The organism is Azospirillum ramasamyi, assembly GCF_003233655.1.
Lineage (GTDB): Bacteria > Pseudomonadota > Alphaproteobacteria > Azospirillales > Azospirillaceae > Azospirillum > Azospirillum ramasamyi.
In genome coordinates this window covers 1,232,127-1,258,701 of sequence record NZ_CP029829.1, presented here as the reverse complement: position 1 = coordinate 1,258,701, position 26,575 = coordinate 1,232,127, and the positions used below count along the sequence as shown (strand labels likewise).

At 67.0% G+C, this 26,575-nt stretch carries 28 protein-coding genes; 18 read left to right on the top strand and 10 right to left on the bottom strand.

Annotated features, from left to right (window positions below):
• Window positions 1-48 precede the first annotated feature (48 nt).
• The 6 genes from DM194_RS05835 to era all read left to right on the top strand — a co-directional run bounded on the left by DM194_RS05835 (window position 49) and on the right by era (window position 6,338).
• The gene (locus DM194_RS05835) at window positions 49-2,205 is read left to right on the top strand and encodes a RelA/SpoT family protein (protein ID WP_111066363.1); all 2,157 of its coding nucleotides are present in this window, start codon (window positions 49-51) and stop codon (window positions 2,203-2,205) included.
• Window positions 2,206-2,346: 141 nt separating this feature from the next.
• Window positions 2,347-3,096 carry a pyridoxine 5'-phosphate synthase gene (locus DM194_RS05830; RefSeq protein WP_111066362.1) on the top strand — a complete coding sequence of 250 codons (750 nt, stop codon included), beginning with the start codon at window positions 2,347-2,349 and terminating at the stop codon, window positions 3,094-3,096.
• On the top strand, window positions 3,093-3,593 hold the full coding sequence (gene acpS / locus DM194_RS05825; protein WP_111066361.1) for a holo-ACP synthase: 501 nt from the start codon (window positions 3,093-3,095) through the stop codon (window positions 3,591-3,593). Before DM194_RS05830 ends, acpS begins: the two co-directional genes overlap by 4 nt.
• Entirely contained in the window at window positions 3,590-4,357 is a 768-nt protein-coding gene (gene lepB, locus DM194_RS05820) for a signal peptidase I (RefSeq protein ID WP_111066360.1), read from the top strand. Before acpS ends, lepB begins: the two co-directional genes overlap by 4 nt.
• Window positions 4,358-5,149 carry a ribonuclease III gene (rnc, locus tag DM194_RS05815; RefSeq protein WP_111066359.1) on the top strand — a complete coding sequence of 264 codons (792 nt, stop codon included), beginning with the start codon at window positions 4,358-4,360 and terminating at the stop codon, window positions 5,147-5,149.
• 283 nt (window positions 5,150-5,432) lie between these two features.
• The gene (gene era / locus DM194_RS05810) at window positions 5,433-6,338 is read left to right on the top strand and encodes a GTPase Era (RefSeq protein ID WP_111067783.1); all 906 of its coding nucleotides are present in this window, start codon (window positions 5,433-5,435) and stop codon (window positions 6,336-6,338) included.
• Between the two features lie 64 nt (window positions 6,339-6,402).
• On the opposite strand, the gene DM194_RS05805 is transcribed toward era, so the two are convergent.
• Window positions 6,403-6,708 carry a hypothetical protein gene (locus DM194_RS05805; RefSeq protein WP_111066358.1) on the bottom strand — a complete coding sequence of 102 codons (306 nt, stop codon included), beginning with the start codon at window positions 6,706-6,708 and terminating at the stop codon, window positions 6,403-6,405.
• 502 nt (window positions 6,709-7,210) lie between these two features.
• Window positions 7,211-7,498 (bottom strand): (2Fe-2S)-binding protein, encoded by a 288-nt coding sequence (locus DM194_RS05800; protein ID WP_111066357.1) that lies wholly within the window; start codon window positions 7,496-7,498, stop codon window positions 7,211-7,213.
• A 209-nt stretch (window positions 7,499-7,707) separates the two neighbouring features.
• Here DM194_RS05800 and DM194_RS05795 point away from each other — a divergent pair, with 209 nt between their 5' ends.
• A complete protein-coding gene (locus DM194_RS05795) occupies window positions 7,708-8,679 on the top strand; it encodes an SAM-dependent methyltransferase (protein WP_246024302.1) in 972 nt (323 codons plus the stop codon).
• 10 nt (window positions 8,680-8,689) lie between these two features.
• Here the strand turns inward: DM194_RS05795 and DM194_RS05790 are convergent, their stop codons facing one another.
• On the bottom strand, window positions 8,690-10,267 hold the full coding sequence (locus DM194_RS05790) for a matrixin family metalloprotease (protein ID WP_111066356.1): 1,578 nt from the start codon (window positions 10,265-10,267) through the stop codon (window positions 8,690-8,692).
• 105 nt (window positions 10,268-10,372) lie between these two features.
• Window positions 10,373-11,368: a patatin-like phospholipase family protein gene (locus DM194_RS05785; protein ID WP_111067779.1), complete on the bottom strand. Its 996-nt coding sequence runs from the start codon at window positions 11,366-11,368 to the stop codon at window positions 10,373-10,375.
• A 320-nt stretch (window positions 11,369-11,688) separates the two neighbouring features.
• On the opposite strand from DM194_RS05785, the gene DM194_RS28925 reads away from it, so the two are divergent.
• The 5 genes from DM194_RS28925 to DM194_RS05765 all read left to right on the top strand — a co-directional run bounded on the left by DM194_RS28925 (window position 11,689) and on the right by DM194_RS05765 (window position 17,840).
• On the top strand, window positions 11,689-11,817 hold the full coding sequence (locus DM194_RS28925) for a hypothetical protein (protein ID WP_281280305.1): 129 nt from the start codon (window positions 11,689-11,691) through the stop codon (window positions 11,815-11,817).
• A 289-nt stretch (window positions 11,818-12,106) separates the two neighbouring features.
• Entirely contained in the window at window positions 12,107-12,814 is a 708-nt protein-coding gene (locus DM194_RS05780) for a protein phosphatase CheZ (protein WP_111066355.1), read from the top strand.
• A gap of 4 nt (window positions 12,815-12,818) precedes the next feature.
• Window positions 12,819-13,610, top strand: a complete 792-nt coding sequence (locus tag DM194_RS05775) for a flagellar motor protein MotB (RefSeq protein WP_111066354.1) — start codon at window positions 12,819-12,821, stop codon at window positions 13,608-13,610.
• Window positions 13,607-14,314 (top strand): flagellar motor protein MotB, encoded by a 708-nt coding sequence (locus tag DM194_RS05770; RefSeq protein WP_111066353.1) that lies wholly within the window; start codon window positions 13,607-13,609, stop codon window positions 14,312-14,314. The genes DM194_RS05775 and DM194_RS05770 overlap by 4 nt, the downstream gene beginning before the upstream one ends.
• A gap of 1 nt (window position 14,315) precedes the next feature.
• A complete protein-coding gene (locus DM194_RS05765) occupies window positions 14,316-17,840 on the top strand; it encodes a tetratricopeptide repeat protein (protein ID WP_111066352.1) in 3,525 nt (1,174 codons plus the stop codon).
• A gap of 66 nt (window positions 17,841-17,906) precedes the next feature.
• On the opposite strand, the gene DM194_RS05760 is transcribed toward DM194_RS05765, so the two are convergent.
• From DM194_RS05760 to DM194_RS05735, 6 genes are all read right to left on the bottom strand, one after another.
• The gene (locus DM194_RS05760) at window positions 17,907-18,452 is read right to left on the bottom strand and encodes a fasciclin domain-containing protein (protein ID WP_111066351.1); all 546 of its coding nucleotides are present in this window, start codon (window positions 18,450-18,452) and stop codon (window positions 17,907-17,909) included.
• Between the two features lie 188 nt (window positions 18,453-18,640).
• Complete coding sequence (locus DM194_RS05755) at window positions 18,641-20,539, bottom strand: potassium transporter Kup (protein WP_111066350.1); 1,899 nt, start codon at window positions 20,537-20,539, stop codon at window positions 18,641-18,643.
• Window positions 20,540-20,821: 282 nt separating this feature from the next.
• Window positions 20,822-21,607, bottom strand: coding sequence for a flagellar type III secretion system pore protein FliP (gene fliP / locus DM194_RS05750; RefSeq protein ID WP_111066349.1), 786 nt, complete (start codon window positions 21,605-21,607; stop codon window positions 20,822-20,824).
• Window positions 21,604-21,966: a FliO/MopB family protein gene (locus tag DM194_RS05745; protein ID WP_111066348.1), complete on the bottom strand. Its 363-nt coding sequence runs from the start codon at window positions 21,964-21,966 to the stop codon at window positions 21,604-21,606. Before DM194_RS05745 ends, fliP begins: the two co-directional genes overlap by 4 nt.
• Window positions 21,967-21,988: 22 nt before the next feature.
• A complete protein-coding gene (locus DM194_RS05740) occupies window positions 21,989-22,342 on the bottom strand; it encodes a hypothetical protein (RefSeq protein ID WP_111066347.1) in 354 nt (117 codons plus the stop codon).
• Window positions 22,343-22,386: 44 nt separating this feature from the next.
• Window positions 22,387-22,782, bottom strand: coding sequence for an EscU/YscU/HrcU family type III secretion system export apparatus switch protein (locus DM194_RS05735; protein WP_246024301.1), 396 nt, complete (start codon window positions 22,780-22,782; stop codon window positions 22,387-22,389).
• A gap of 218 nt (window positions 22,783-23,000) precedes the next feature.
• On the opposite strand from DM194_RS05735, the gene flgB reads away from it, so the two are divergent.
• The 6 genes from flgB (at window position 23,001) to flhB (ending at window position 26,518) form a co-directional block, all read left to right on the top strand.
• Window positions 23,001-23,405, top strand: coding sequence for a flagellar basal body rod protein FlgB (gene flgB / locus DM194_RS05730; protein ID WP_111066346.1), 405 nt, complete (start codon window positions 23,001-23,003; stop codon window positions 23,403-23,405).
• 92 nt (window positions 23,406-23,497) lie between these two features.
• Window positions 23,498-23,908, top strand: coding sequence for a flagellar basal body rod protein FlgC (gene flgC / locus DM194_RS05725; protein ID WP_111066345.1), 411 nt, complete (start codon window positions 23,498-23,500; stop codon window positions 23,906-23,908).
• Between the two features lie 49 nt (window positions 23,909-23,957).
• Window positions 23,958-24,257 carry a flagellar hook-basal body complex protein FliE gene (gene fliE / locus DM194_RS05720; protein ID WP_111066344.1) on the top strand — a complete coding sequence of 100 codons (300 nt, stop codon included), beginning with the start codon at window positions 23,958-23,960 and terminating at the stop codon, window positions 24,255-24,257.
• A gap of 42 nt (window positions 24,258-24,299) precedes the next feature.
• Window positions 24,300-24,659 (top strand): flagellar biosynthetic protein FliQ, encoded by a 360-nt coding sequence (locus DM194_RS05715; protein ID WP_111066343.1) that lies wholly within the window; start codon window positions 24,300-24,302, stop codon window positions 24,657-24,659.
• Entirely contained in the window at window positions 24,656-25,426 is a 771-nt protein-coding gene (gene fliR / locus DM194_RS05710) for a flagellar biosynthetic protein FliR (protein ID WP_111066342.1), read from the top strand. The genes DM194_RS05715 and fliR overlap by 4 nt, the downstream gene beginning before the upstream one ends.
• Window positions 25,427-25,438: 12 nt before the next feature.
• Window positions 25,439-26,518, top strand: a complete 1,080-nt coding sequence (flhB, locus tag DM194_RS05705; RefSeq protein ID WP_111066341.1) for a flagellar biosynthesis protein FlhB — start codon at window positions 25,439-25,441, stop codon at window positions 26,516-26,518.
• Window positions 26,519-26,575 lie beyond the last annotated feature (57 nt).

Here is a 26,575-nt window from a genome sequence, read left to right as displayed (position 1 = left end):
AACCACCACGAACACTTCTGAGGCGCCACGCGCGCCGGGTCGGGCCGCATGATCCGGCAATACGAGCTTGTCGAGCGCGTCAAGGCGTATGATCCCAACGCCGATGAGGATCTCCTCAACCGCGCCTATGTCTATTCCATGAAGGCGCATGGATCGCAGACGCGCGCGTCCGGCGATCCCTATTTCCTCCACCCGCTGGAGGTCGCCGGCATCCTGACCCAGATGAAGCTGGACGCCGGCACCATCGCCACGGCGCTGCTTCACGACACGGTCGAGGACACGGTCGCCACGCTCGAGGACATCGAGCGGGTGTTCGGCAAGGAGATCGCCCGGCTGGTCGATGGCGTCACCAAGCTGTCGCGGCTGGAGCTGAACAGCGAGCAGGCCAAGCAGGCGGAGAATTTCCGCAAGCTGGTGCTGGCGATGTCGGAGGACATCCGCGTCCTGCTGGTGAAGCTGGCCGACCGGCTTCACAACATGCGCACGCTGTTCCACCTGAAGAAGCCGGAGAAGCGCAAGCGCATCGCCCGTGAAACCATCGAAATCTACTCGCCCTTGGCCGAGCGCATCGGCATGCACAAGATCAAGGACGAGCTGGACGACCTTGCCTTCGCGGAACTGAACCCCGACGCGCGCGACAGCATCCTGGCCCAGCTGGCCCGCCTGCGCAGCGAGGGTGAGAACCGCGTCCAGACCATCATCACCGAACTGCGCGAACTGCTGGCCTCCGAAGGGCTGCCCGACGCGACGGTGTCGGGGCGCGAGAAATCGGCCTATTCGATCTGGCGCAAGCTGCAGCGCAAGAATGTCAGCTTCGAGCAGCTGTCCGACATCATGGCCTTCCGCATCACGGTCGGCTCGGTCGGCGAGTGCTATCAGGCGCTGGGCGTCGTCCACGCGCATTATCCGGTCGTGCCCGGGCGCTTCAAGGACTACATCTCCACGCCCAAGCCCAACGGCTACCGCAGCCTGCACACCGGCGTGATCGGTCCCGGCCGCAACCGGATCGAGGTGCAGATCCGCACCCAGGACATGCACGAGATCGCCGAGCTGGGTGTGGCCGCCCACTGGGCCTACAAGCAGGACCACCAGCCGCGCCCGAATGGCGGCGAATACCGCTGGCTGCGCGAGCTTCTGGACATCCTGGAGCATGCGCAGAAGCCGGAAGAGTTCCTGGAGCACACCAAGCTGGAGCTGTTCCAGGATCAGGTGTTCTGCTTCACGCCGAAGGGCGATCTGATTGCGCTTCCGCGCGGCGCCACGCCGGTCGACTTCGCCTATGCCGTCCATTCGCAGGTCGGCGACCATTGCGTCGGCGCCAAGATCAACGGCCGCATGCTGCCGCTGCGCACCCAGCTGCAGAACGGCGATCAGGTCGACATCGTCACCTCCAAGGCGCAGACGCCGGTTCCGGGCTGGGAACGCTTCGTCGTCACCGGCAAGGCCCGCGCCCGCATCCGCAAGTTCCTGCGCACCCAACAGCGCGCCCAGTACATGGAACTGGGGCGCGGCATGCTGATGCGGCAGTTCAAGGCGGAAGGCTACGAGTTCACCGAAAAGGCGCTGGAAAACGCCATCAAGATCTTCCAGCAGCCGACGGTGGACGACCTGATGGCGGGGGTGGGCTCGGGCCTGCATTCCGTGCGCGAGGTCTTCCACGCCGTCTTCCCCGGCCACAAGGCGCAGACCGCCCCCGCCGCCCGCGAGATGGAGGAAACGCCCAAGCCGAAGGCGAAGGCGCGCAAGGAATCGGCCCTGCCGATCCGCGGCCTGATCCCCGGCATGGCCGTGCATTATGCCCGCTGCTGCCACCCGCTGCCCGGCGACCGCATCGTCGGCATCGTCACCACCGGCAAGGGCGTGACCATCCACACCATCGACTGCGAGACACTGGAGAGCTTCCACGACTCGCCGGAACGCTGGATCGACGTGTCGTGGGAAACCGGGCCGGATTCGCCGGAGGAGCATGTCGGCCGCATCAGCGTCGTCATCGCCAATGAACAGGGCTCGCTCGGCACGCTGTTCACGGTGATCGGCAAGAACCAGGGCAACGTCATCCATCAGAAGATCACGAACCGCAGCACCGATTATTTCGAGCTGCTGATCGACATCGACGTGAAGGATGCCAAGCACCTGACCAACATCATGGCCGCCCTGCGCGCGACCCCGGCCATCCATTCGGTGGAGCGGGCACGGGGACGCTGAACACTCCGTCGGTCGACGGTGAAATTCCTGTCATCCGCAGGTGCATCGGTCGGTTCGGCGTGACGGAACGCCGGAGCGCCGCTATATAGACGGAATCGCTCCCGCCCGTTCCGGCGGGTGGCGATGCTTTGGAGTCCGTGCATGTCCCGTTTCCTGCGCCTCGGCGTGAACATCGACCATGTGGCGACCGTCCGCAACGCACGCGGCGGGGTGCATCCCGATCCCGTGCGCGCGGCGAAGCTTGCCATCGAGGCCGGGGCCGACGGGATCACGGCGCATCTGCGCGAGGACCGGCGCCACATCGTTGATCGCGACATCGAGCGGCTGATGGCCGAGATCGACCGTCCGCTGAACTTTGAAATGGCGGCGACCGACGAGATGCTCTCCATCGCGCTGCGCCACAAGCCCCACGCGGCCTGCCTCGTCCCGGAAAAGCGCACGGAGGTGACGACCGAGGGCGGGCTGGACGTGATCGGCCAATACGACCATCTGGTCCGTCCGGTCGGCGAGTTGAGCGCCGCCGGCATCCGCGTCTCGCTGTTCATCGACCCGGAGCCGGAGCAGCTCGACGCCGCCAGGCGGCTGGGCGCCCCGGTGGTCGAACTGCACACCGGCGCCTATTGCGACGCCGCCGATCCGGCGGAGCGCGAGGCGGAGCTGGCGCGCATCGTCCGCGCCGCGGCCCATGCCGAGGCGATCGGGCTGGAATGCCATGCCGGCCATGGCCTGAGCTATGACACCGTCGGCCCGGTGGCGGCGATCCCGACCATCGTGGAGCTGAACATCGGCCATTTCCTGATCGGGGAGGCGATCTTCGTCGGCCTGACCAACTCCATCGCCCGCATGCGCAAGGCGATGGACAGGGCACGCGCAGCCGGGACAGCGGCATGATGATGTCCGGCACCATTCTCGGCATCGGCAACGACCTGATCGACATCCGGCGGGTCGAGAAGTCGCTGGAACGTTTCGGACAGCGCTTCATCGACCGCATCTTCACCGAGGTCGAGCAGGCGAAGTCCGAACGCCGGGCCGGTTCCGCCGCGAAGAACAACGCTCGCGCCTCGACCTACGCCAAGCGTTTCGCCGCCAAGGAGGCCTGCTCCAAGGCGCTCGGCACCGGCTTTCGCGACGGGGTGTTCTGGCGCGACATGGGGGTGGTCAACCTGCCGTCCGGCCAGCCGACCATGCGCCTGACCGGCGGTGCCCTGGCCCGGCTGGAGGCGATCACGCCGCCGGGCATGCGCGCCCGCATCCATGTGACGCTGACCGACGAGTACCCGATGGCCGAGGCCTTCGTCGTCATCAGCGCCGAACCGATCGAGTCCGCCCCCACCGAGACCGCCCCCACCGAGACCGCAATGCCCACCAATACGGCGACCCCAGAATGACCTTTCAGAAAGAGACGGCGTCCAACGCCAAGACCAAGGAATCCGGGTTCGTCGAGACCGTGAAGACGGTGTTCTTCGCGGTTCTGATCGCCTTCGGCGTGCGGACTTTCGCGTTCGAGCCCTTCAACATCCCGTCCGGGTCGATGATCCCGACGCTGCTGATCGGCGATTACCTGTTCGTGTCGAAGTTCAGCTACGGCTACAGCAAGCACACGGTCGGCTTCGGCTTGCCGCTGTTCGAGGGCCGGATCCTGGGCTCCGAGCCGGAGCGGGGCGACGTGGCGGTGTTCAAGCTGCCGCGCGACAACAAGACCGACTACATCAAGCGCGTCGTCGGCCTGCCCGGCGACAGCATCCAGATGATCGGCGGCATCCTGCACATCAACGGCCAGCCGGTGAAGCGCGAGCGGATCGAGGATTTCGTGACAACGGATTCGCTGGGCCGCAGCATCCGCACCGCGCAGTTCATCGAAACGCTGCCCAACGGCCGCAGCTACCGCATCATCGAGGAGTCGGACAACGGCCCGCTCGACAACACGCCGGTGTTCAAGGTGCCGGCCGGCAACGTGTTCGTGATGGGCGACAACCGCGACAACTCGCTCGACAGCCGCGTGCCGTCGCAGGTGGGGTTCGTTCCCATCGAGAACATGGTCGGCCGCGCCGAATTCCTGTTCTTCTCGCTCGACGAGGGCACGCGCTTCTACGAAATCTGGCGTTGGCCGGTCGATCTGCGCTTCAGCCGCCTGTTCAACGGAGTCCGGTAAGTGTCCACCGTCACCATGGCGCCCGCCGATGCGGGTGCCGGCTCCGAAGCCGGAACCGGGAACGACGGCGCCGTCCAGTCCGCGGATGTGGTGGAACTGGCGCGCGCGCTGGGTCACCAGTTCGCCGACCTGTCGCTTCTGCGCGACGCGGTCACCCATCCCAGCCTGATGGGGCTGGAGCGGGCCGGCCGCAAGTCGCACAAGGGTCCGGGCATCGCCTATGAGCGGCTGGAATTCCTAGGCGACCGCGTCGTCGGGCTCGTCGTCGCGCAGTGGCTGCTGGAACGCTATCCCAACGAACGCGAGGGCGCGCTCGCCAAGCGCCATGCCGCGCTGGTGCGCCGGGAATCATTGGGCCGGGTCGCCGACACCATCGGGCTGGGCGCCTATCTGCGCCTGTCCCCGGCGGAAGCGTCGAGCGGCGGGCGCGAGAACCGGACCATCCTGGGCGACGCCTGCGAGGCGGTGCTGGGCGCCATGTATCTCGACGGCGGGCTGGAGCCGGTGACGCGCTTCGTCCGCCAGGCCCTGGCGGGCGAAATCGACAAGGCGACGCCGCCGCCGCTGGACAGCAAGACCACGCTGCAGGAGTGGGCGCAGGGACGCGGCAAGCCGCTGCCCCGTTATGAATTGATCGAACACAGCGGACCGGCGCACGAGCCGTTGTTCGTTGTTGCTGTGCATGTCGCGGGCCTGGAACCGGTCACCGGGTCCGGCTCGTCCAAGCGTATCGCGGAAAAGAAGGCGGCCAGCACATTGCTGCGCCAGGTGGGAGTGCAAGTCGATGACTGACGGTCGCGACGACATCGACAAATCGAAGAGTGAAACGCCCGTCTCCGAAGCTGCGGAGACGGAAGCGGGATCCATGAAGCCGGAATCCGTGAAGCCGGAATCCGTGAAGGACGACGAGGCGCTGGACCAGGCGGATGGCGGCGTCGAAGGCGAAGACGGCGACTTCGAAGAGGACGACTTCGAAGGCGACGGGTACGAGGACGGCGATTATGAGGATGACGAGGACGATGATGAGGATGCCCCGCGCGGGCAGCCCATCTCCGTCCTGCCGCCTCTGCCGACGATGCCGGACCACCCGCGCTGCGGCTTCATCGCCCTGGTGGGCGCGCCGAATGCCGGGAAATCGACGCTGCTGAACGCGATGATCGGCAGCAAGGTGTCGATCGTCAGCCCGAAGGTGCAGACCACGCGCACCCGCGTGCTGGGCATCACCATCCAGGGCGACGCCCAGATGATCTTCGTCGACACCCCCGGCATCTTCAAGCCGAAGCGCCGGCTGGACCGCGCCATGGTGGCTGCGGCTTGGCAGGGGGCGGAGGACGCCGACGTCATCGGTGTGCTGTACGACGTGTCGCGCCGGTCGATCGACGAGGACACCCGCAGCATCGTCGCGCGGCTGAAGGAGCAGGGCCGCGAGGCGATCCTGATCCTGAACAAGATCGATCTGGTGAAGCGCGACGTCCTGCTGGGCATCGCCGACGCCTTCCGGCAGGAAGGGATCTTTTCCGACATCTTCATGGTGTCGGCCTTCACCGAGGACGGCGTCGCCGACCTGAAGCAGTTCCTGGCCGACCGCCTGCCGGAAGGGCCGTGGCACTTCCCGGAAGACCAGATCTCCGACATGCCCATGCGTCTGCTGGCGGCGGAGATCACCCGCGAGAAGCTGTTCCTGCAGCTTCACCAGGAGCTTCCCTATTCCGCCACGGTCGAGACCGAGGTGTGGGAGGAGTTCGAGGACGGGTCGGTCAAGATCTCGCAGGTCATCTTCGTGCAGCGCGAAAGCCAGAAGGCAATCGTGCTGGGCAAGGGCGGCCAGCGGATCAAGGCTCTCGGTTCCGCCGCGCGGAACGAGTTGCAGGGCATGCTGGAGCGCCGCGTCCACCTGATCCTGTTCGTGAAGGTGCGCGAGGGCTGGGTCGACGATCCCGAACGCTACTCGGCCTGGGGCCTGGATTTCGGGGCTTCATGATGAAAAAGGCCCTCTCCCGACCGGGAGAGGGCCTTTTCCTTGTGAGCGGCCATGGCCGCCGTCTTCATGCCGCCAGCAGTCGCAGGTGGCCGTCGAAATCGTCGAGACCGCGCATCAGATCCATCATCGCCTGATCGGCCTGGGCGCGGGCAAAAGGCCATGCGTCGTCGTCGGCCAGATGGGCGGCCTCGATGCGGGCGATGGCGCGGTTGTTGAGGCCGCGGAGACGGTCGAGCGTGCGCTCCCATGTCTCGCGCCGTTCACTGTCCGCGCGCTCTACCATGGACCTGAGGGTTTCCATACGGTCGGTGGCGCGAAGGACGAGGTCACGGCTCAGCGTGTCGAAGGCGTGCCGGTTGCGGCGGCTCATGAAAATCCTCCCTTGATCCTCAACCGTTTCAGACGTCCCGGTCGGTCAGAACGATAGCGCCGCAACAATGCTGCGAAAACGCACCGTAAGCGCAGTCGGCACCGCTCCTTTGGGAGATGGCCGTGATGCGATTGCGAAGTACGTGAGCAGTTGCGGAACGCCGCTTTGAATCCAAATTCCGCCGGGCCGCCCTGTTCTTCAAGGACAAGGCGAGCCCGGTGGCCGAGGAAGTCTTCTTGGTTGGATTGCGTTTCCTCCCAGGCCGGTTTCATCCGGCCCGTTGGCTTTTTTATACGCCGACATTTTGACGACGTTCTTTTGTTTTCGTGACGCTTTTGTGCCGGAATGGGGGGGCTGGGTCAATCTGCCCAAAAATCATAGACAGGGGCGCATTCTGTCGCACCCAAAAGGCCAGGTTGTAGACCCGGTATTGAGCAGAAAGTCGGAAGTGGTAGAGCTTGCGATAACGCAGCTTGCAATAACGCAGCTTGTGGTGCGGCCGTTACTCGGCGGCGATCGCGTAGGCGGGAACGGCTTCCGCATTGGCGGGCTCCGGCACCGCCGTGCCGCCGCAGGGGGCGGGAACGGTGGCGGTGGCGGCGGCGATGGCGGCCTGCTGGACCGACGCGGCGCGATGCTCGCTGGCCATGCTGCGCATCATCGGCACGCATTTGCCGCACTGGACCTGACAATTGTGATGGCGAAACACCGAGGCCGGGTTGGAAGCGCCATTGTCCAGCGCAGCCTTGACCTTCTTGTCGTTCAACGCGTGGCAGATGCAGACGTACATAAGCCCTCGGCGATCATCGGTGTGAGAAGATTGTCCTGAACCCAGGAGTACCTGAGACTGAGAATCGTTGTCAACGACCTTGTTGCGAACCAGTCGCATATAGGACCTGTCGAGACGTTTTGTCACAGTCCCCTTCGCGTCACCGCCAAAGGGGCGGATCGCATCCTTGCACTTGCAATCGCGGGCCGGCGGCGGTAGCCCCATGGGTCATGGACGACAGCACCCCCCAAAACACTTCCGCTTCCCTGCCGCAGGCCGCTCCCGGCGCGGCGGTGACCCCGCTCGGCCAGACGGTCTATCTGGCGGCCGACGGCTTCCTCGACGATCTGGTGGCGGAACTGGGGGAGGTCGCAGCGGTCGACGGCCGGCTGGTCTTCGTCGATGGCCCCGCAAGGCCCGCGGCCTGGGCGCAGAACATCTGGTACGATCCGGTGCGCATCGAATTCGCCTCGATCAAAAGCGGTGCGAAGGCGCTGCGCGGCATCCAGCGCAATTGGGCGCTGTGGTCGCAACGGCACCACCGCCGCGCCGCCCTGATCCAGGAAAACCTTCCGCATGTCTCGGCCAAGCCTGTGGTCTTCCCGTCGCCGCTGCCGACGGCGCCGCTGGGATCCTGGACGCTGACCGACGAGGCCACCATCATCGCGGCGGCGCGCTGTTCCAGCCCCTTCCGCAACGGCGAGGTCGCCTTCGTCGAGAACCGCACGGCTCCCCCCAACCGCGCCTATCTGAAGCTGTGGGAGGCGCTGACCTTATTCGGGGAGCAGCCGGGGCCGGGCGACCGCTGCCTCGACCTCGGCGCTTGTCCCGGCGGCTGGACCTGGGTGCTGCACGAGCTGGGCGCGTCGGTGGTCAGCGTCGACAAGGCGCCGCTCGATCCCGCCATCGCCGCCCTGCCGAGGGTGGAGATCCGCCAGGAAAGCGCTTTCGGTCTGAAACCGGCGACGGTCGGCCCGGTCGACTGGCTGTGCTGTGACGTGATCTGCTATCCCACCCGGCTCTTGCGGCTGGTCAAGGAGTGGATGGACAGCGGGCTTGCCAAGCGTTTCGTCTGCACGCTGAAGTTCCAGGCGGAAACCGACCATGAAACCGCCCGCGCCTTCGCCGCGATTCCCGGCGGCCGGCTGCTCCACCTCCACCACAACAAGCACGAGCTGACCTGGATGTGGCCGGCGAAATAGGCGCCGGTGCTCAGGCCATCGCCCGCCCTTCGCCGAAGCCGTGGCTGACGTAATGCTGTTTGGCGCCGGCGATGCTGCCGCCGACGGCGGCGTTCACGTCGGGGTTGGCAGCCAGATAGGCGGGGGCGTCGAAGCCGGTGAAGGAGCGTCCTTCGAAGCGGCCGTTGATGATGTAGTGCAGTTCCGCAGCCTCGCGGTCGTCTCCATAGGCGGCGATCAGGTCGCGGTTGCTGGCTTGATAGGACAGCGTGTCGAATAGGGTGGAACTGCGGCCTTCGCGGTTGCCGATCTCGATGTAATGGCGGGTCGCGGCGCCGACATCGCTGCCGAAGGCGCCCAGCAGGTCGCCGTAGCCGGCGAGGTAATTGTAGGGATTGAAGCGGGTCAGGCTGCGCCCCTCATAGACGCCGGTGCTGGTGAGATGCTGCGTCGCCGCGGCGGCATCGGTGCGGAAGGCAGCCATCAGGTCGGCGTTGGACGCGATGTAGCGCAGGGGATCGAACATGCCGGACACGCTGGCCGACAGGGCGGTTCCGGTGTCGGCGAAGCGCAGGTATTCGATGTTGCTCAGCAGATTGACGCCGTCGGCGCCGCTGACGACGTAGCGGCCGGCGTCCATCTGTTGCACGCGGTATTGCGGGCGGCTGCCGCTGAACACCACGGTGTCGGTGCCGTCGCCGCCGTTCAGGACATTGCCCAGCCCGTTGACGATGAAAGTGTCGTCACCGCGTCCGCCGACAGCCAGTTGGACCGTGGTGCCGTAGGCCAGCGCCAGGAAGGCCGTGCCTCCGGCGCTGCTGAACCCGCCCGCGCGCAAGTCGAGCGACAGCGGCGCCGTCTGCGTGCCGCCGTTCAGCGTGTTGCGGCCGTTCGGATCCCACAGGGTGGCGAAGCGGCCGGTGTTCAGCGAGTAACTGGTGTCGCCCGCGCCTGCGGACATGTTGGCGCCATACAGATACTGGATCGCCGAGATGTCGTAGAGGCTCGGGCCGGTCAGGTAGGTTCCCGGCGGCAGGGCGTCGTTGCCGTTGTAGGACATGATGCTGTACGCATAATTGTCCGTCGCGGCGGGCAGGAAAGGTCCCGCCGTTCCGTTGCTGCCGGCGTCGTAGTTGCCGGGGTGTTTCAGGCCCAGCGCATGGCCGATCTCGTGGATGATCGTCATGTAGGCATAGCCGCCGGGCGTGGGGTTGACGTTGCTGGCGCTGTCGTTGGCCAGGAAGACGTCGCCGCCCTGCGGCGCGGCGGATGGGTAATAGGCATAGGCGGCGGTGAGGCCGTTCTGCCGGTTGGTGCCGAACTGCATCGTGGCGCCGGTCCCGCCGGCCGTCTCGACGAAGGTGATGTCGGCCACGGCGCTCCAGGCCGCCAATGCCTGACGGACCGCGGCGCGCTGCTCGTTGTTCATCGTCGCGAATCCGATGGCGTCGGTGCTGGCCACCTGACGCGAACTGGTCGCGAAGGTATAGGTGACGGTGACCGCTCGCCCGACGGAGCTGCCGTCCAGAACGGTTCCGCCGGGGCCCCAATGCGGGGTTCCGCTGGTCAGAAGGGCGGAGATGTAATCGGTCGGCGCGGACTGGCTCATGGAGAATGGCCTCTCGCGTGGATCGGGGACGGATGACGGGGGAGGGGCCCGCCGGCTGGTGACGCGCGGGACCGCGCCTTGTCGATGCGCGGGACCGCGCTTTGGTCAGGCGCGGCGCAGTGCCAATTCTATCGACGGGCGGAGCATGGACGCCGCGGCATAGCCGATCTCCACCGCCTCCGTCGCGCGGTCGAACTCCAGAATGCCGATATGGGCCAGCCTGGGCGCGATCAGAACGTCCGGCGGTTCGCCGGCCAGACGGGAGCGGGTGATGCGGTCCTGCATGATGTCGATGGAGCCCGCCATCACCTCCAGCGCGTTCGGCATCGGCTTCGGGGACTGGGCATCGTCGATCTGGTCGGCCAGGAAGCGGGTGCGCCGGCTGGGAGTGCGGCCGAGCCAGGTGGAGATCTGGCTGGTCAGATGCGACAGCGTCGGGGAGCCGGCATCGCCGCCGGCCACCACCGCCTCCGCCTCCGGCACCGGGTTCTTGGCGGCGGGCTTGCCGTTCCCCCGCCCGTTGGAGCGGCCGAGCGGGGACAACTCGCTGTTCAGGTTCACCGCCACCACCACGTCGGCCCCCAGCGCCCGGCAGAGCGACACCGGGACCGGGTTGACCAGCGCGCCGTCCACCAGCAGGTGATGGTCGCGCCGCACCGCAGGGAACAGGCCGGGCATCGCGGCCGAAGCCATCACCGCCGACAGGAGCGGCCCGTCGCGCAGCCAGATCTCGCGCCCCGTCGACAGGTCGGTGGCGACCGTGGCGAAGGGCAGCCGCAGAGTCTCGATCAGGATGTTGCTGCGTTCGTTGTCGAAGCGGCCGAACGCCTTCTCGGCGGCGACCAGCCCGCCGCGCCGGAAGGTGAGATCGATGATGCCCAGCATGCCGAGCCAGCCCATCTTCTGCGCCCAGGCCTGAAGCTCGTCCATCTGGTCGGTCAGATAAGCGGCCCCGACGGCGGCGCCGATGGAGGTGCCGCAGATGACGTCCGGTTCGATCCCGCTCTCCTTCAGCGCGCGCAGGACGCCGATATGCGCCCAGCCCCGAGCGGCCCCGCTGCCCAGCGCAAGCCCGATCTTCAGGTCGGTTCCATTCGCCATCAGCATCCCCTGTCGATACCGCCCGGCCGACCCCGGCGGCTTGTCCTAGAGCGTATCATCTAGGCATCGCCGGCCGGTATCGGAAGCGGCCGTAAGAGGCACGCCGCCGGCGCACCGTTCATCGCCGCGCGGGAGGTGGGAAATGCCGGGAATTTAGCCGATATTTGACATGCATCATCGGCCGCGACACCGCGACTGTGGCATTTCTGTGCCAGTCAGGTTGAAAGAACGCTTCTATGTTGGTTGTTAACCATGCGTCAACTGGACGCGGTATAGTTTCGTTGCGTTGCAGTGTAGTTCTCGAAACCGGAAGGTCTGACATGGCCGACGAACTGAAAAGCTTCAGGAAGGATTGGAAACGCTGGTCGCCGGCTGAACGGCTGGCTGCCGTCACCGTTCTGATCCTGATCGCCCTGCTGGGCGCGCCGGCCGCCGCCGCCCTGTTCTGATCGGCCGCTCCGCCCGCGCGTCGGTCGGTCGGCCGGCCGGTCGCGGGTGGATCACACTGTGGCGAACGGGCCACGGCTGCACTCCGCCAAGTCTGTCTTTACGGGCTCTTAACCCTCGCGCCTTAGGCTTGGTCGGCTCGGACAGTTCCTGGGACGGTTGGGCGCCACAAGCGGTCGGAGCGTTGCGCCTCCGCCCTGCGGCACCGCCGGGCGCTCGCTGGAGGGCGCCGACCGGGGAGGATCCGGCATATTCCGCCAAGGCCCTGGCCCCTCTCGCTGGACACGCCCGATGACCTTCTCCGCCCATTCCGCCGTGACGGAACAGAAGCTTCTGAGACAGCGCCTCGACGCCGCCTTCGCCGAGGCCGCCAAGCCCCTGTCGCGGGACGAGGTGACGGATATCCTCCGCTCCATCCTGGGCAGCATGGACGGCGACATCTCCGCGACGGATCTCCGCCTCTACAAGGAGGTCGTGGATCTCGCCAAATACATCGAGACGGCCAAGCAGGAGATCGCGGCGCTCCAGCCCGCGGAAATCCGCGACGAACACATCCGCACCGCCACGGACGAGCTGGACGCGGTGATCGGCGCGACGGAAAAGGCGACCTTCGCCATTTTCGACGCCTGCGACGCCATCGGCGCCATCGCCGGACAGTCTGATGCCGGAACCGCGGCCAAGCTGAACGACCAGATCACGGCGATCTACGAGGCCTGCAACTTCCAGGACATTACCGGCCAGCGCATCAGCAAGGTGGTGCGGACGCTGAAGCACATCGAATCGAAGGTGGACATGATCGTCGCCGCCTTCGGCAGCGAGGTGCGGCAGAACCACGCCCCCCGTCTGGCGAAGCTCGCGGCGGAGGATGCAGAGGCCGCCGTTCATTACGAACCGATGAGCGCGGAGGAGGCGGACAAGCAGCTTCTGCATGGGCCGCAGTTGCCGGGCAACGCGATGGATCAGGACGAGATCGACCGCCTGCTGGCCAGCTTCGACTGACGCCATGCTGGCCGGCAAACCCACCAGCGGCCCCACCAGCGGCCGGACGGCCCAAAGCCACGGAGCGGGTCCGGCCGGCGCCGGGCTTCTGACGCTGCGGGGTGGCCGTGCGGGCGGGGGCCTTTGGAGCAGGGAGGGGCAAGCCAACCCTCACAACGGCAGCATCCTGCTTCTGCTGTCGCTGTTCCTTCTGCTGCTGGTCTTCTTCATCGTGCTGAACGCCCATTCGGTGCAGACCGTGCAGAAGGTGAAGGCGGTCGCCGCCTCGCTGGAGCGGACCTTTCCGAGCTTCGTCATCGATCCGCGCCTGCGCGACGGGACGGAGCCGGTGGCCTCGCGCGCCGGGACGGTCTTCGCGGTGCAGCGGCTCGACGGTTTCGGCACGCTGTTCGCCACCGAGATCGCGGTCGCCAAGGTCGAGGTGGTCGCTCCCGGCCAGTTGCTGGAGGTGCGTCTGCCCGCCGACGACCTGTTCGTTCCCGGCACCATGATGCTGCGCCCGGACCGGCAGGGACTGATCGACCGGATCGCCGACGCGCTGCGCCAGTCGCTCCAGGGCGAGCGGGTGGAGTTGGACGCGCTGCTGGGCATCGGCCCGACGGCAGCGCCGAGCCAGGCGCCGGGACCGGTCGCCCGCGCCGGGGCCTTGGCCCGCGCGTTGATCGCGAACGGCGCGCCGGCCCGCAACGTCACCGTCGGCATCGAGCGCGGCGAGCCGGGCGGGGTGCGCCTGCTGTTCTCCCTGCGCTGGGACGAGGATGGAGCGGCCAAGCGCAGGCCGGAGGAGCGGAAATGATCCGCCTTCCCAACACGTCCGGCAGGGCGGGAGCCGAGGATCGCGGCGGACAGCGCAAGACCCTGTGGCTGATCAGCTTCACGGACCTGATCTCCCTGATGCTCGCCTTCTTCGTCCTGATGTACTCGATGAGCGAGCCTGAGGCCGAACGCTGGGCCCGTCTGGCGAAGGGCGTGGCGGAATCGATTCCCGCCGCGCGGTCGACCGCCGATGCGCCGTCCGACCGGCCGGCCGATCCGTCCGCAGCCTTCAACGCCCAGGCGGTGGAGAAGCGGGCGGCCATCGATCTGCATTATCTGGCGGCCCTACTGGGAAGCCAGCTGCGCTCGAATGCCGAGCTGGCGGTGGTCGATGTCCGGCGCGAGGACGACCGCGTCGTCATCCGCCTGCCGGGGGAACGGATGTTCGACCCGACCGGCGCCGCCTTCACCGACGAGGGGCGGCGGATTCTGTTTCTGCTGGGCGCCGTCATCGGCCGCATCGGCAACCGGATCGAGCTGGTCGGCCATGCGGAGCGCGAGGATCCCGCCGGCGGCGTGGCCTGGGAACGGGCGCTGACCAGGGCGGTCGCCGTCTCGGCGGCGTTGCGGGAGACGGGCTATCGCCGCGATCTGGTGGCGCGGGCGGTCATGATGCCGATGGAAGATGCTGGCGGCGGACGCCTGCCGGTGGATATCGTGGTGCGAGAGGAAGGAGCGGACTGAGGTGACGGACCGGTCGGCATATCGGAGAAAGCGCTGGCTGCGCGGCTGTGCCGCCGCGGTGGCGCTGTTGGCCGTGCCGGTCCTGCTGTCCCCCCTGTCGGCCGATGCCGCCACGGTGCCGGTGCGCGGCGGCATCCACAAGGAATTCGGGCGGCTGGTCTTCGACTGGCCCGGCAAGGTGGATTATACCGCGTCGGTCGAGGGCGACCGGCTGGTCGTCACCTTCTCCGAGCCGATCGACGCCCAGCTCGACCGTCTGGTTCGGGCGCTGCCCGCCTATCTGGCCGGCGGCCGGGTGGAGGCGGACGGCAAGACCGTCACTTTCGACCTGAAGCGTCCGGTTTCGCTGAAGAGCTTCCGCAACGGCAATGCCGTCGCCATCGACCTGTCCCCCGCTGCTGCGCAATCCGCTGCGGCGCAATCCACGGCTTCACAACCCGCGAAAGCGAAGGCTGTCAAGCCGGTGCCCTCCGCCGGCCGGGTCCGTGTGCGCGGCGCGGACCAGCCGGACGAGAGCCGATTGACCTTCGACTGGCCGTCGCCGGTCGGCTACTCGGTCAAGCGCGACGGGGCGGCCGTGACCGTCTTCTTCGACAAGGGCGGCAGCGCCGACCTGTCGGCCGTGGCCAGGGCCAAGCTGCGCAACATCGAGAACGTGGAATCCTACCGTCAGGCGGACGGCTCGCTGGCTGTCACCCTGGCCGTGCCGCAGGACGCCGAGGTGAGTGACAGAGCGTCGGGCAAATCCGTGATTCTGTCGGTCGGCAATCGCGGATCGCGTGCCGGTCTGCCGAAGACCGAAGCCGCGCCGCCGGCCGCGGGATCGCAAGGGACGATGCCGCCGCAGGGCGGTCAGGGGAACAGTCAGGCGCCGGCCGCCGACGGGCAGATCATGGCGTCGACGACGACCAGCCGCTCTGCCACCGCCGCCAATGCGGCGACCGCGACACCCGCCGCACCGGCGGCAAGCACCCCCGCGGCTCCTCCGGCGGAAGCGAAGGCGGCGCCCGCGACGCGCACCGACGTCAATGCGCAGCCGGCGGCCGGACCCAAGGGGCCGGTTCTGACCTTCGACACCGGCGGGCCGTCGTCCATCGCGGTCTATCCACGCGCGGGCCAGCTTTACGTCGTGTTCGACCGGCCCATGCCCATCGGCGCCGGCAAGCTCAGCGGTCCCGGATCGGAACTGATGGGATCCGTGGAGCCGGTGCCGGCGACGGGCGGCAGCGTGTTCCGCACCAAGATCGGTCCGATGGTCTGGCCGACGGTGGAGCGGCAGGGCACCACTTGGCGCATCCTGTCCTCCGGCCGTCCCGCCAGCATGGGCAGCGCCGGCGACCTGCGGGTCGAGCCCGATCCCGATTTCCTGTTGGGCGCCCGGCTGCTGGTTCGCGCTCCCGACGCCGCCAATGTCGTTCAGTTCGCCGATCCCGACGTCGGCGACCGCATCCAGGTGGTGCCGCTGCCCAGCCCGGGGCGCGGCCTGCCCGAGCCGCACCGTTACCCGGATCTGGAGGTCATGCCCTCCTATCAGGGGGTGGTGGTGCGGCCGATCTCCGACAATGTGACGGTGCGCGCGATCAAGGAGGGGGTGGAACTGACCACCGCCGGCGGTCTGCACCTGTCGCCGGCCGCCGATGCCGGCAATCCGGCCGTTGCGCCGCCTGCCGCCATGCCCGCGCCCGCTCCGACGGCAGCGCCGCAGCCGGTGCCGGCGCAGCTTGCCGCCGCACCGCAGCCGGTTCCGCCGACCGGCGGCGCCTCGTCCATGGAGCCGCCGCGAGCGCAGGCGGGCCAAGCCCAGCCGCAGGGCCGCCGCCTGTTCAATCTGCCGGCCTGGAAGCACGGCGATCTCGATAAATTTACCCAGGCGCGCCAGGATCTTCAACTCGCCGTCGTCAATGCCCCGGAGTCGGAGCGGGCAAAGGCGCAGCTCGATCTTGCACGCTTCTATTTCGCCAATGGTTTCGGTCAGGAGACGCTGGGCCTGCTGGACGTGCTGCAGCAGAATCAGCCGGACCTGGAAGGCTGGCCGGAATTCCGCGCGCTGCGCGGTGCCGCCCGCGTGCTGGCCGGCGATCTGGAGGGCGGCGAGGCCGACCTTTCGATCCCGTCGCTCGCCAACAACCCGGAAGCCAACCTGTGGCGTGCCGCCATCGCCGCCGACCGGCGCGACTGGCCGAAGGCGATGGCCGGTTTCAGGGCGTCGGGTCAGATCCTGAACGGCTATCCGGAACCGATGATCGGCAAGCTCGGCCTGCGGGCGGCGGAAGCGGCGCTGGAGACGCGCGACACCGCCACCGCCAAGCGGCTGTTCGACCGCGTGATCGAGCACAGCGGCCCGGAGCAGGAGGAGAACCCGCAGACCCAGTATCTGCGCGGCCTGCTCTATGCCCAGACCGGCGAGACCGATCTGGCGCGCGAGCAGCTGACCGCCGCCTTCAACAGCTATGACCGCTTCTATCGCGCGAAGGCCGGGCTGGCGCTGACCAATCTGGAGCTTTCCGAAGGCAAGATGTCGCCGACCGCCGCGGCGGAGCAACTGGCCGGTCTGACCTTCACCTGGCGCGGCGACGATCTGGAGATGCAGATCCGCTCGCGCATGGGCGAGGTGCTGATCGCGGGCGGCGAATATGCCAAGGGCTTCAACACCATGAAGGAGACGGCGGCCCTGGTCGCCGATACGCCGCGGGCGGAGGCGATCACCAAGGAGATGTCGCGCATCTTCGCCGACCTGTTCAAGGACGGTGCGCAGCGCCTGCCGACCCTGGACGCGCTGCAGCTCTACGACCAGTTCCGCGAGTTGACCCCGGTGGGCGAGGCCGGCGACGAGATCATCCGGCAACTGGCGGAACGGCTGATCTCCATCGACCTGCTGAACCGTGCCGCCGACCTGCTGCAGCATCAGGTGGAATTCCGCCTGTCTGGGCTGGACAAGGCGCGGATCGGCACGCGTCTGGCGTCCGTCCGCCTGCTCGACAACAAGCCGGAAGAGGCGCTGAAGGCGCTGGAGCTGTCGAACATCGCCGGGCTGCCGGCCGATCTGGTGGCCGAACGGCGGCTGATGCAGGCGAAGGCACTGGCCGAACTGAACCGTGGCGATGAGGCGATGCAGTTGCTGGCGCAGGACGACAGCGGCAACGCCAACCTGCTGCGCGTCGACATCGCCTGGAAGGGCCAGAAGTGGGATGCCGCGGCGCTGGCGCTGAACAAGGTGATCGGGCCGCCGCCGGCCCCCGGCAAGCCGCTGGATCCCAGCATGTCGCAGCTGGTTCTGAACCGGGCGGTCGCGCTGGCGCTGGCCGGCGACGGCAACGGGCTGAACCTGCTGAAGAAGGATTTCGAAGGGGCGATGAAGGGCGGGCCGAACGAGGACGCCTTCCGCATCCTGACCCGCCCGGAACAGGCGATGGGCCTGATCGACGTGGGCACCATCCGCTCCCGCGTGGCGGAAGTGGACATGTTCAAGAAGTTCCTGAAGGAGTACCGCGGCGGCAAGCAATCCGCGGAAAAGCCCACGTCCTGATGTCATGAGGCGGCGGGACGCACCCTGCGGGGGGGAACGGACCCGTCCCGCCGCCCTTCCGCGCCGTTACTTCGGCAGCAGAACCTTATCGATGACGTGGACCACGCCGTTCGACTGATCGACGTCGGCGATGGTGACGCGGGCCGTGTTGCCGGACGCATCGGCGATCATCACGGCGTCGCCGGACTGGGTGAAGGTCAGCGGCATGCCTTCGACCGTCTTCAGCATCGCCTTGCCGTTGCCCTTCTTGATGTCGGCCACGATCTCCTTGGCGGCCAGCTTGCCGGGGACGACGTGATAGGTCAGCACCTTGGTCAGCTGGCCCTTGTTCTCCGGCTTCAGCAGCGTGTCGACGGTGCCGGCGGGCAGGGCCGCGAAGGCCTCGTTGGTGGGAGCGAAGACAGTGAAGGGGCCCTTGCCGTTCAGCGTGTCGACCAGTCCGGCGGCCTTCACGGCGGCGACCAGCGTGGTGTGGTCCTTCGACTGGGACGCGTTCTCCACGATGGTCTTGGTGGGGGACATCGGCGCGCCGCCGACTGTCTTCTCCATGGCGGCATGGGCGTAACCGGCAAAAAGAAGGGCGGCGATCGCCACGGTGGCAACCTTCTTCATAGCATTCCCTCTTATCGGTGAAGGTCCGCTTCCCGCGGACACACCACCGTTACGGGGGAGGCCTCCGGTCGGATCACAGGTGTTTTCCGACGGGACGTCGATTTTCCTGGCTCGAAGGAGGCAATCTTTTCGGGTTGCTGTCCGCCCCCTGCCGAGCGGGGGGCAGGGGGCGGACAGCCTTGCCGGTCCTACAACTGCACCTGCGTGCCCAACTCCACCACGCGGTTGGGCGGCAGCTTGAAGAAGTCGGTGGCGCTGACCGAGGTGCGGGACATCACCACGAACAGCTTCTCGCGCCACAGCGCCATCTGCGAGTTCATCTTCGGGATCAGCGTCTCGCGGCCGAGGAAGAAGGAGGTCGCCATGACGTCGAACTCCAGGCCGAAGGCCTTGCACAGCCGCAGCGCCTTCGGAATGTTCGGCTCCTGCGAGAAGCCGTACCGCACGGTGATGCGGTAGAAGCCCTCGGCCAGCCCCTCCACCACCACGCGGTCCTTGGCGGGGACGCGCGGCACATCCTCGACCACCACGGTGACGAAGACGACGCGCTCATGCAGGACCTGATTGTGCTTCAGGTTGTGCAGCAGCGCGATCGGCACGGTGTTGGAACTGGAGGTCATGAAGACCGCCGTGCCCTTCACCCGAAGAATGTCGGAGGACTTGGCCTGCCGCTTGATGAAGGCGTCGAGCGGCAGCGATTCCTCGGCCAGCCGCATGGTCAGCACCGCGCGGCCGCGACGCCAGGTCGCCATCAGGCCGAGCGTGAGGACGGCGATCACCAGGGGCACCCAGCCGCCATGGGGGATCTTCACCGAGTTGGCGGCGAAGAAGGCGATCTCGATCGTCAGGAACACCGTCCCGACCGCGAAGCAGGCCGGAAGGCTCCACCTCCAGCGGCGGCGCGCCACCACCAGGAACAGGATGGTGGTGATGATCATGTCGCCGGTCACCGCGATGCCGTAGGCCGCGGCCAGCCGGCTGGAGGACTGGAACAGCACGACCAGCCCCAGCACCGCGGCCAGCAGGCCCCAGTTGGCGCGGGGGATGTAGATCTGCCCCTCCTCCTCGTTGGAGGTGTGGCGGATGTCCAGGCGCGGGCAGAGGCCCAGCTGCACCGCCTGCCGGGTCAGGGAGAAGACGCCGGAAATCACCGCCTGGCTGGCGATGACGGCGGCTGCCGTGGACAGACCGATCAGGGGGTAGAGACCCCATTCCGGCGCCAGCAGATAGAAGGGGCTGCGCACCGCCGACGGATCGGTCAGCAGAAGGGCGCATTGACCGAGATAGTTCAGCAGCAGCGCCGGCAGCACGATGGCCAGCCAGGCGACCTGGATCGGGCGGCGGCCGAAATGACCGATGTCGGCATAGAGCGCCTCGCCGCCGGTCACCGCCAGCACCACGGCGCCCAGCACCAGGAAGCCGGCCACGCCGTGGTTGCCGAAGAAGGACAGGGCGTAGAGCGGGCTGAAGGCGACCAGGACGCCCGGCTGCTGGACCACCTCGACCAGCCCGAGGATGCCGAGCGTCGAGAACCACGCCAGCATGATGGGGCCGAACAGCGCGCCGACACGCGAGGTGCCGTGGCTCTGGATGGCGAACAGGGCGATCAGAATGGCAACCGTCAGCGGCACCACGGCCGATTCCAGCGCCGGCTCCGCCACTTCCAGGCCTTCGACCGCGGAGAGCACGGACATCGCCGGGGTTATCATGCCGTCGCCGTAGAACAGGGCCGCGCCGAACAGCCCCAGCGCGGTCAGCAGCGTGAGCCTGCCCGACGCATCAGGCCGCGTCTTCGACGCCAGCGCGAGCAGGGACAGGATTCCGCCCTCGCCCTTGTTGTCGGCGCGCATGACGAAGCCCACATACTTCACGGTGACGACCATCACCATGGCCCAGAACACCAGCGACATGATGCCGAGGATGTTGTCGGGGGTCAGCGGCAGCCCGTGCTCGCCGCCGAAGCATTCGCGCAGGGTGTAGAGCGGGCTGGTGCCGATGTCGCCGAAAACGACTCCGACCGCGCCCACGGTCAGCGTCGCGAGCTTGCCGGTGTCTGGCGGCGCGGCCTTCAAAGCGGTGTCAGTCATGTAGGGGGTGCGGTCCGAGGTTGGTCCGTCGTTGCGATGGCGCCCGCTGAAAGGGTGACGGCACCGATTGTCGGACCCCGGTTCGGTGGTCGCGACAGTTCGGAGCCATCCGGCGGTCCGGCCTCCTTGCCGGTCGCCCGCCTGCGCTCACCGGCTTCCTCATACGCGTTTACGATGGCGGACGCCAGCGCGCGCTTACGCGGCGACGCCCGAGCGCCAGGGATGCGACGAAGTGCGCAGGGAAAATCCCGTCGCGCGTGTGCTTTTCGCCCTGATCGAGCCTCAGATCGTGCCGAAACTGCGCGCCAGCGACCCGGCGATCAGGTACCACCCGTCGACCAGCACGAAAAAGATGATCTTGAACGGGATGGCGACCATGGTCGGCGGCAGCATCATCATGCCCATCGACATCAGAATCGACGACACCACCATGTCGATGATGAGGAAGGGCAGGAACAGCAGGAAGCCGATCTCGAACCCGCGCTTGATCTCCGAGATCATGAAGGCGGGGACCAGGACGTGCAGCGGCATGTCGGCCGGCTCCTGCACCGACTGGATGCGCGCCATATCCATGAACAGCCGCAGATCCTTCTCGCTGGTGTGGTTCAGCATGAATTCGCGCAGCGGCGCCACCGTGCGGCGGAACGCCTCCATCTCGTCGATCTCCTGCGCGATCAGCGGCTGGATGCCCTGGGTATAGCTGCGCTCGAACACCGGGGCCATGACGAAGAAGGTCAGGAACAGGGCCAGCGACATCATCACCGTGGTCGGCGGCACCTGCTGCACGCCCAGCGCGTTGCGCAGGAACGACAGGACGATGACGATGCGGGTGAAGGCCGTCATCATGATCAGGATCGACGGCGCCAGCGACAGCACCGTGATCAGCGCCACCATCTGCACGATGCGGCCGGTGGCGGTGCCGCCGGCATCGCCGAGGTCGAAGGTCAGGCTCTGCGCCAGGGCCGGCCCGGCGCCGAGGCCGGCGACGACGCCGATGGCCAGCGCCAGCAGCAGCCCGGCCGACAGCGGCTTCCAGCGGCCCGCGAGGCGGGGGAGGACAGCCGTCATTGCGGCCGGCTCCCCGCCGAGGCGGCGGGCGGGATGGTGAGCGAGGGGGCGGGAGCCTTCGTGTCGGCCGATTTGGCCAGCGCGCTGTCGAAGCCGCCGGCCGGCGCGCTGTCGACCAGCAGGTCGCCGTTGGCGCTCAGCAGGATCAGATGCTCACGGTCGTCGCGGCGGATCAGGATCAGCCGCCGCTTGGCGTCGATCGGCAGCGCCTCCACCACGCTCAACCGGCGCTGGCGGGCGCGGCCGCGCACGGTGCCGCCGGCCATCCCGACGCGGCGCATCACCCAGGCGACGACCATGATCAGCGCCACCACGAAGAAAAGCGCCATCAGGAAACGGATATACTGGTCGAGATCCATGGAAGCGGCGGGCTTTCTCTAATCAGGGCAGTTCGTCTGCGCGGACGGGGCCGCTGCGCCCATAGGCGGCGGCGGCGCGCTGTCGGGCGGTGTGCGGGTCGTCGCGTCCCGACAGCGCGGCGGCGATGGACTGCTCGCGCCTCGCCTGCTGGTCGGTCAGGCAGGCCGCCAGGGGATCCAGGGCGGCGACGAGATCGCCGAGCGGGCCGAGCAGGGCCCGCGCCTCGCCGCGCGGCATGCTCTCCGCCTCGGCGCAGAGTCGGGCGACGCGCTCCTCCAACCCGGCAAGGTCGATCAGGGCGCCGGACTCCGCCTCCGCCTGCGCCTCTTCCAGGGCCGCGCCGAGGCTTGCCGCCCTTTCGGTGAGTTCGGCCATTGTGCAGGCGCCCTGTGGGGGGCGGGGAGGGGATGGCGGACGGGTCACGGCTTGTCCTCCATATGCGTGGCGGTCATTGGCTTTGCGGGCGCTTCCGGCTGCGGGTCCGGCGGCAGGGTGCCGTTCGCGCGGTAGACATAGGCAAGGACTTCGGCCACGGCGGCGATGGCCTCCACCGGGATGTCGCTGTCGACCTCGATCGCCGACAGGATCTCCACCAGATCGGCATCCTCGCGCACCTTGACGCCGTTGGCGAAGGCGACCTCCAGGATCTGCTCCGCCACCGTTCCCTTGCCGGTGGCGACGATCCGCGGCAGGGTCTGGGTTCCCAGCTCGTATTTCAGCGCGACGGCGACCGGACGCCGCGCCGGCATGGAGCCGGACGGGCGCGGGGCCTTGCCGGCCGGATTCGATGCGGTGGAGCGGGACTGCGCGGACAAAAGGCGGCCTTTTCAAGGGATCCTTCCTGGTCCGCATCCTGGACCGGTAGGCTTAACGAACTGTAAAGGTTGCTCGGCGATGCGACCCGCGATTGTCGGGATTCATCCTTCGTTAACGCAAACGGGCGACCATTGTAAGAACGGCCTTCCATTGGCTATTCTGCCGGGGTTCGGCGTCGGTCGGCGTGACCGGAGGCATCAAGGACGGGATCAGGGCCATGGACCTCGGAAATCTCGGCATCTTCAAGCTGATGTCGCGCAAGATGGACTGGCTGACCCAGCGTCAGCAAGTCATCTCGCAGAACATCGCCAATGCCAACACGCCCGAGTACAAGGGCCGCGACCTGAAATCCTTCAGTTTCCGCGACGCGCTGAGCGACAACCGGCGGCTGACCCCGGCGGCGACCGATTCGTCCCATCTGGCCGGCACCCGCGGTCCCGGCGGCCTCGCCAAGGAACACAAGGTGCGCGACCCGTACGAGACGGCGCCGGACGGCAACAACGTCGTCCTGGAAGAGCAGATGATGCGGATGAGCCAGAACGCGATGGATTACCAGACCATGACCAACCTGTACAAAAAGCAGGTCATGATGATGAAGATGGCGATCCGCTCCGGCGGCTGACCGGATTTCCGGTTCGGTCCGGCGGGCATGCGGCTGCCGGATGCGTGGTATGCCGGCGTACAGGCCTGGCGTGCGTTTGAGGAGGCGGTGCGATGGATCTCTACAAGTCGATGGCGGTGTCCGCCTCGGGCCTGAAGGCGCAGGGCACGCGGCTGAGGGTCATTTCGGAGAATCTGGCCAACGCCAACACCACGGCCGAAACGCCGGGCGATCTGCCCTATCGCCGCAAGACGGTGATCTTCAAGAACGAGTTGGACCGGGCGATGGACGTGGACAAGGTCCGCGTCGCCAAGGTCGGCGTCGATAAGGGTGACTTCCAGCGCCGCTACGACCCCTCCCACCCGTCCGCCGACGCCGAAGGTTACGTTCTTCTGCCCAACATCAATTCGGTGGTCGAGGCGATGGACATGCGCGAGGCGCAGCGCAGCTACGAGGCGAACCTCTCCGCCATCGACACCGCGCGCCAGATGCTGACCCGCACCATCGACATTCTGCGCACCTGATTTTTTCTGCCCGACCGCTCCATCTCCCTGACCGACCGGAACCGCCGCCATGATCAATCCGCTGAACGCCGCCGCGGCCTATGCCACCACCGCCGCCAAGACGACCGGACCCGGCTTGTCCGCGCGCGACGGCGCCTCCTTCGGCGACGTGCTGGAACAGGCGGCCAAGGAGAGCATCGGCACCTTGAAGAAGAGCGAGGACATGTCGGCGCTCGCCTCCGTCGGCAAGGCGGATCTGAACGACGTGGTCCAGGCGGTGACCAATGCCGAGGTGACGTTGCAGACCGTCACCGCCGTGCGCGACAAGGTCCTGAACGCCTATCAGGAAATCCTGCGCATGCCGATGTGACGGTCGGCCTTCCTTCAGAACCGCATCGAAGCACCTGTCGTCATGAGCGAGACCGACGTCATCGAGATTTGCCGCACGTCGATCATCACCCTGGTGATCGTGTGCGGACCGATTCTCATCATCATGATGCTGCTCGGCACCCTGATTTCGGTTTTCCAGGCCGTCACGCAGATCAGCGAACAGACCTTGGCCATGGTTCCGAAGGTGATGCTGGTTTTCGGGCTGAGCATCCTTCTGATGCCCTTCATGCTGAGCAAGCTGACCGAATTCTTCGAGCATGAGGTCGCCGACCGCATCGTCGCCATCGGCGTGGGCGCCCACGACAACGGCGGCGCACCCTTCACGCCCGGCACCGGCATAACCCCCGCCCCGGCGCCGACCGCGGCCGCGGCAGGCGGATGAACGTTCTCCAGCAACTTCTGGGCGAGCAGATCTTCGTCTGGATGTTGGTTTTCCTGCGGGTCGGCACCGCCTTCAGCGTGATGCCGACCATCGGCGACGCCTTCATCACCCCGCGCACGCGCCTGCTGTTCGCGCTGGCCGTCAGCGTGGTGGTGGCGCCGGTGGTCCGGCCGCAGTTGCCGCCGATGCCCGGCAGCCCCTTTGAGCTGCTGGTGCTGGCGGCGGGCGAGATGACGATCGGCATCTTCCTCGGCACCATCGCGCGGCTGCTGATGGGCACGCTGGAGGTTGCAGGAACCATCATCAGCCTGCAGAGCGGTCTGGCCAACGCCCAGATCTTCAACCCCGCGCTGGCCACCGCGGGCTCGCTGCCCGGCGCGCTGATGGGCTGGCTGGGGCTGCTCCTGCTGTTCGTGACCGACCTGCATCATCTGCTGATCATGGCAGTGGTCGACAGCTATTCCACCTTCACGCCGGGAGCGGCGATCCCGGTCGACGACATGGCGAACGTGGTCGGGCAGCTGGTATCGAAGTCATTCCTGCTGGGGGTGCAGATGTCCGCCCCCTTCCTGATCACCGGCGTCCTGTTCGCGCTGGCGCTCGGCCTGCTGAACAAGCTGGCGCCGCAGGTGCAGGTGTTCCAGATCTTCACCTCGGTCCAGGTGCTGATGGGGTTGTTCCTGTTCGCGCTGACCCTGGGCGCGATGATGCTGTTCTGGCTGTCGCGCTTCGAGTCGAGCTTCATCGAGCTGCTGAGGCCGCTGTAGAGGAGGACGCCGATGTCGTCGGAAGAGCCGGACGAATCCTCCAAAACAGAGGACCCGACATCCAAAAAGCTCGACGAGGCCCGCAAACAGGGCCAGTTCGCGATGACCCGCGAGGCCGCGAACTGGTTGATGGTCGCGGCGATGGTGGTCGGGCTTGTCGCCATACTGCCCGGCACGATGAAGGGGATGGTCTTCCGTCTGAACTATTACTTCGAGAACCTGGATCAGATCACCTTCGACCGCGCCGGGGTCGGGGCGCTGCTGTTCCGGGTAATGGCCGATGCCATGTGGGCCCTGTGGCTGCCGATCCTGCTGTTCGTCGTGGCCGGCGTGCTGGCGACGCTCGGGCAAATCGGCTTCAATGTCTCCTGGACGTTGATCGCGCCGAAATTCTCAAAGCTGAATCCGCTGCCCGGTCTGATGAACCTGTTCAAGGCCAACCAGGGGGTGGAACTGCTGAAGAGCATCGCCAAGCTGGCGGTGGTCGGCGGTGTGGCCTACATGGCGCTGCAGCCGATGTTCGCGAGTGTGGAGGCCTATATCGGCATCGACATGATCGCGATGCTGCTGCAGATCGAAAGCCTGGCTCGCCGCCTGCTGATCTGGGTTCTTGTGGTCCTGACCTTCATCGCCGCCGGGGATTTCCTGTGGCAGAAGACCCAGTTCGATAAGAAGATGAAGATGACGAAGCAGGAGGTGAAGGACGAGCACAAGCAGCAGGAAGGCGATCCCGTGGTCAAGGGCCGCATCCGCCAGCTCCGCTTCGAGCGCGCGCGCAAGCGCATGATGGCCGCCGTGCCCAATGCCGACGTGGTGGTCACCAACCCGACCCACTTCGCGGTGGCGCTGAAATACGATCCCAGCCAGATGGGCGCGCCGCTGGTGCTGGCGAAGGGCGTGGATCAGGTCGCCTTCAAGATTCGCGAAATCGCCGAATCGAACAACGTCCCGGTCATAGAAAATCCGCCCCTCGCCCGTGCGCTCTATGCCGCTTGCGATATCGACGAGGAAGTTCCTTCCGAGCACTATCGAGCGGTGGCCGAAGTCATTACCTATGTCTTCAAGCTGAAAGGGCGGTCGCTGCGCAACTGATGCACGCCTGAAACGGTTGACGGCACCGGGTGGGACGGCTGACCTTCCTATGCTGTG

Excerpts from the sequence above, each read along its gene's own strand:
- DM194_RS05805 (WP_111066358.1), bottom strand. The coding sequence starts at position 6,708 with ATGAGCCGCCGCAACCGGCACGCCTTCGACACGCTGAGCCGTGACCTC.
- DM194_RS28925 (WP_281280305.1), top strand. The coding sequence starts at position 11,689 with ATGGCCGACGAACTGAAAAGCTTCAGGAAGGATTGGAAACGCTGGTCG.
- DM194_RS05835 (WP_111066363.1), top strand. The coding sequence starts at position 49 with ATGATCCGGCAATACGAGCTTGTCGAGCGCGTCAAGGCGTATGATCCC.
- DM194_RS05780 (WP_111066355.1), top strand. The coding sequence starts at position 12,107 with ATGACCTTCTCCGCCCATTCCGCCGTGACGGAACAGAAGCTTCTGAGA.
- fliE (WP_111066344.1), top strand. The coding sequence starts at position 23,958 with ATGATCAATCCGCTGAACGCCGCCGCGGCCTATGCCACCACCGCCGCC.
- DM194_RS05775 (WP_111066354.1), top strand. The coding sequence starts at position 12,819 with ATGCTGGCCGGCAAACCCACCAGCGGCCCCACCAGCGGCCGGACGGCC.
- era (WP_111067783.1), top strand. The coding sequence starts at position 5,433 with ATGCCGGACCACCCGCGCTGCGGCTTCATCGCCCTGGTGGGCGCGCCG.
- DM194_RS05770 (WP_111066353.1), top strand. The coding sequence starts at position 13,607 with ATGATCCGCCTTCCCAACACGTCCGGCAGGGCGGGAGCCGAGGATCGC.
- DM194_RS05745 (WP_111066348.1), bottom strand. The coding sequence starts at position 21,966 with ATGGATCTCGACCAGTATATCCGTTTCCTGATGGCGCTTTTCTTCGTG.
- DM194_RS05830 (WP_111066362.1), top strand. The coding sequence starts at position 2,347 with ATGTCCCGTTTCCTGCGCCTCGGCGTGAACATCGACCATGTGGCGACC.
- DM194_RS05795 (WP_246024302.1), top strand. The coding sequence starts at position 7,708 with ATGGACGACAGCACCCCCCAAAACACTTCCGCTTCCCTGCCGCAGGCC.
- DM194_RS05740 (WP_111066347.1), bottom strand. The coding sequence starts at position 22,342 with ATGGCCGAACTCACCGAAAGGGCGGCAAGCCTCGGCGCGGCCCTGGAA.
- DM194_RS05715 (WP_111066343.1), top strand. The coding sequence starts at position 24,300 with ATGAGCGAGACCGACGTCATCGAGATTTGCCGCACGTCGATCATCACC.
- DM194_RS05790 (WP_111066356.1), bottom strand. The coding sequence starts at position 10,267 with ATGAGCCAGTCCGCGCCGACCGATTACATCTCCGCCCTTCTGACCAGC.
- DM194_RS05760 (WP_111066351.1), bottom strand. The coding sequence starts at position 18,452 with ATGAAGAAGGTTGCCACCGTGGCGATCGCCGCCCTTCTTTTTGCCGGT.
- DM194_RS05800 (WP_111066357.1), bottom strand. The coding sequence starts at position 7,498 with ATGTACGTCTGCATCTGCCACGCGTTGAACGACAAGAAGGTCAAGGCT.
- lepB (WP_111066360.1), top strand. The coding sequence starts at position 3,590 with ATGACCTTTCAGAAAGAGACGGCGTCCAACGCCAAGACCAAGGAATCC.
- fliP (WP_111066349.1), bottom strand. The coding sequence starts at position 21,607 with ATGACGGCTGTCCTCCCCCGCCTCGCGGGCCGCTGGAAGCCGCTGTCG.
- flgC (WP_111066345.1), top strand. The coding sequence starts at position 23,498 with ATGGATCTCTACAAGTCGATGGCGGTGTCCGCCTCGGGCCTGAAGGCG.
- flhB (WP_111066341.1), top strand. The coding sequence starts at position 25,439 with ATGTCGTCGGAAGAGCCGGACGAATCCTCCAAAACAGAGGACCCGACA.
- DM194_RS05785 (WP_111067779.1), bottom strand. The coding sequence starts at position 11,368 with ATGGCGAATGGAACCGACCTGAAGATCGGGCTTGCGCTGGGCAGCGGG.
- acpS (WP_111066361.1), top strand. The coding sequence starts at position 3,093 with ATGATGATGTCCGGCACCATTCTCGGCATCGGCAACGACCTGATCGAC.
- flgB (WP_111066346.1), top strand. The coding sequence starts at position 23,001 with ATGGACCTCGGAAATCTCGGCATCTTCAAGCTGATGTCGCGCAAGATG.
- fliR (WP_111066342.1), top strand. The coding sequence starts at position 24,656 with ATGAACGTTCTCCAGCAACTTCTGGGCGAGCAGATCTTCGTCTGGATG.
- DM194_RS05755 (WP_111066350.1), bottom strand. The coding sequence starts at position 20,539 with ATGACTGACACCGCTTTGAAGGCCGCGCCGCCAGACACCGGCAAGCTC.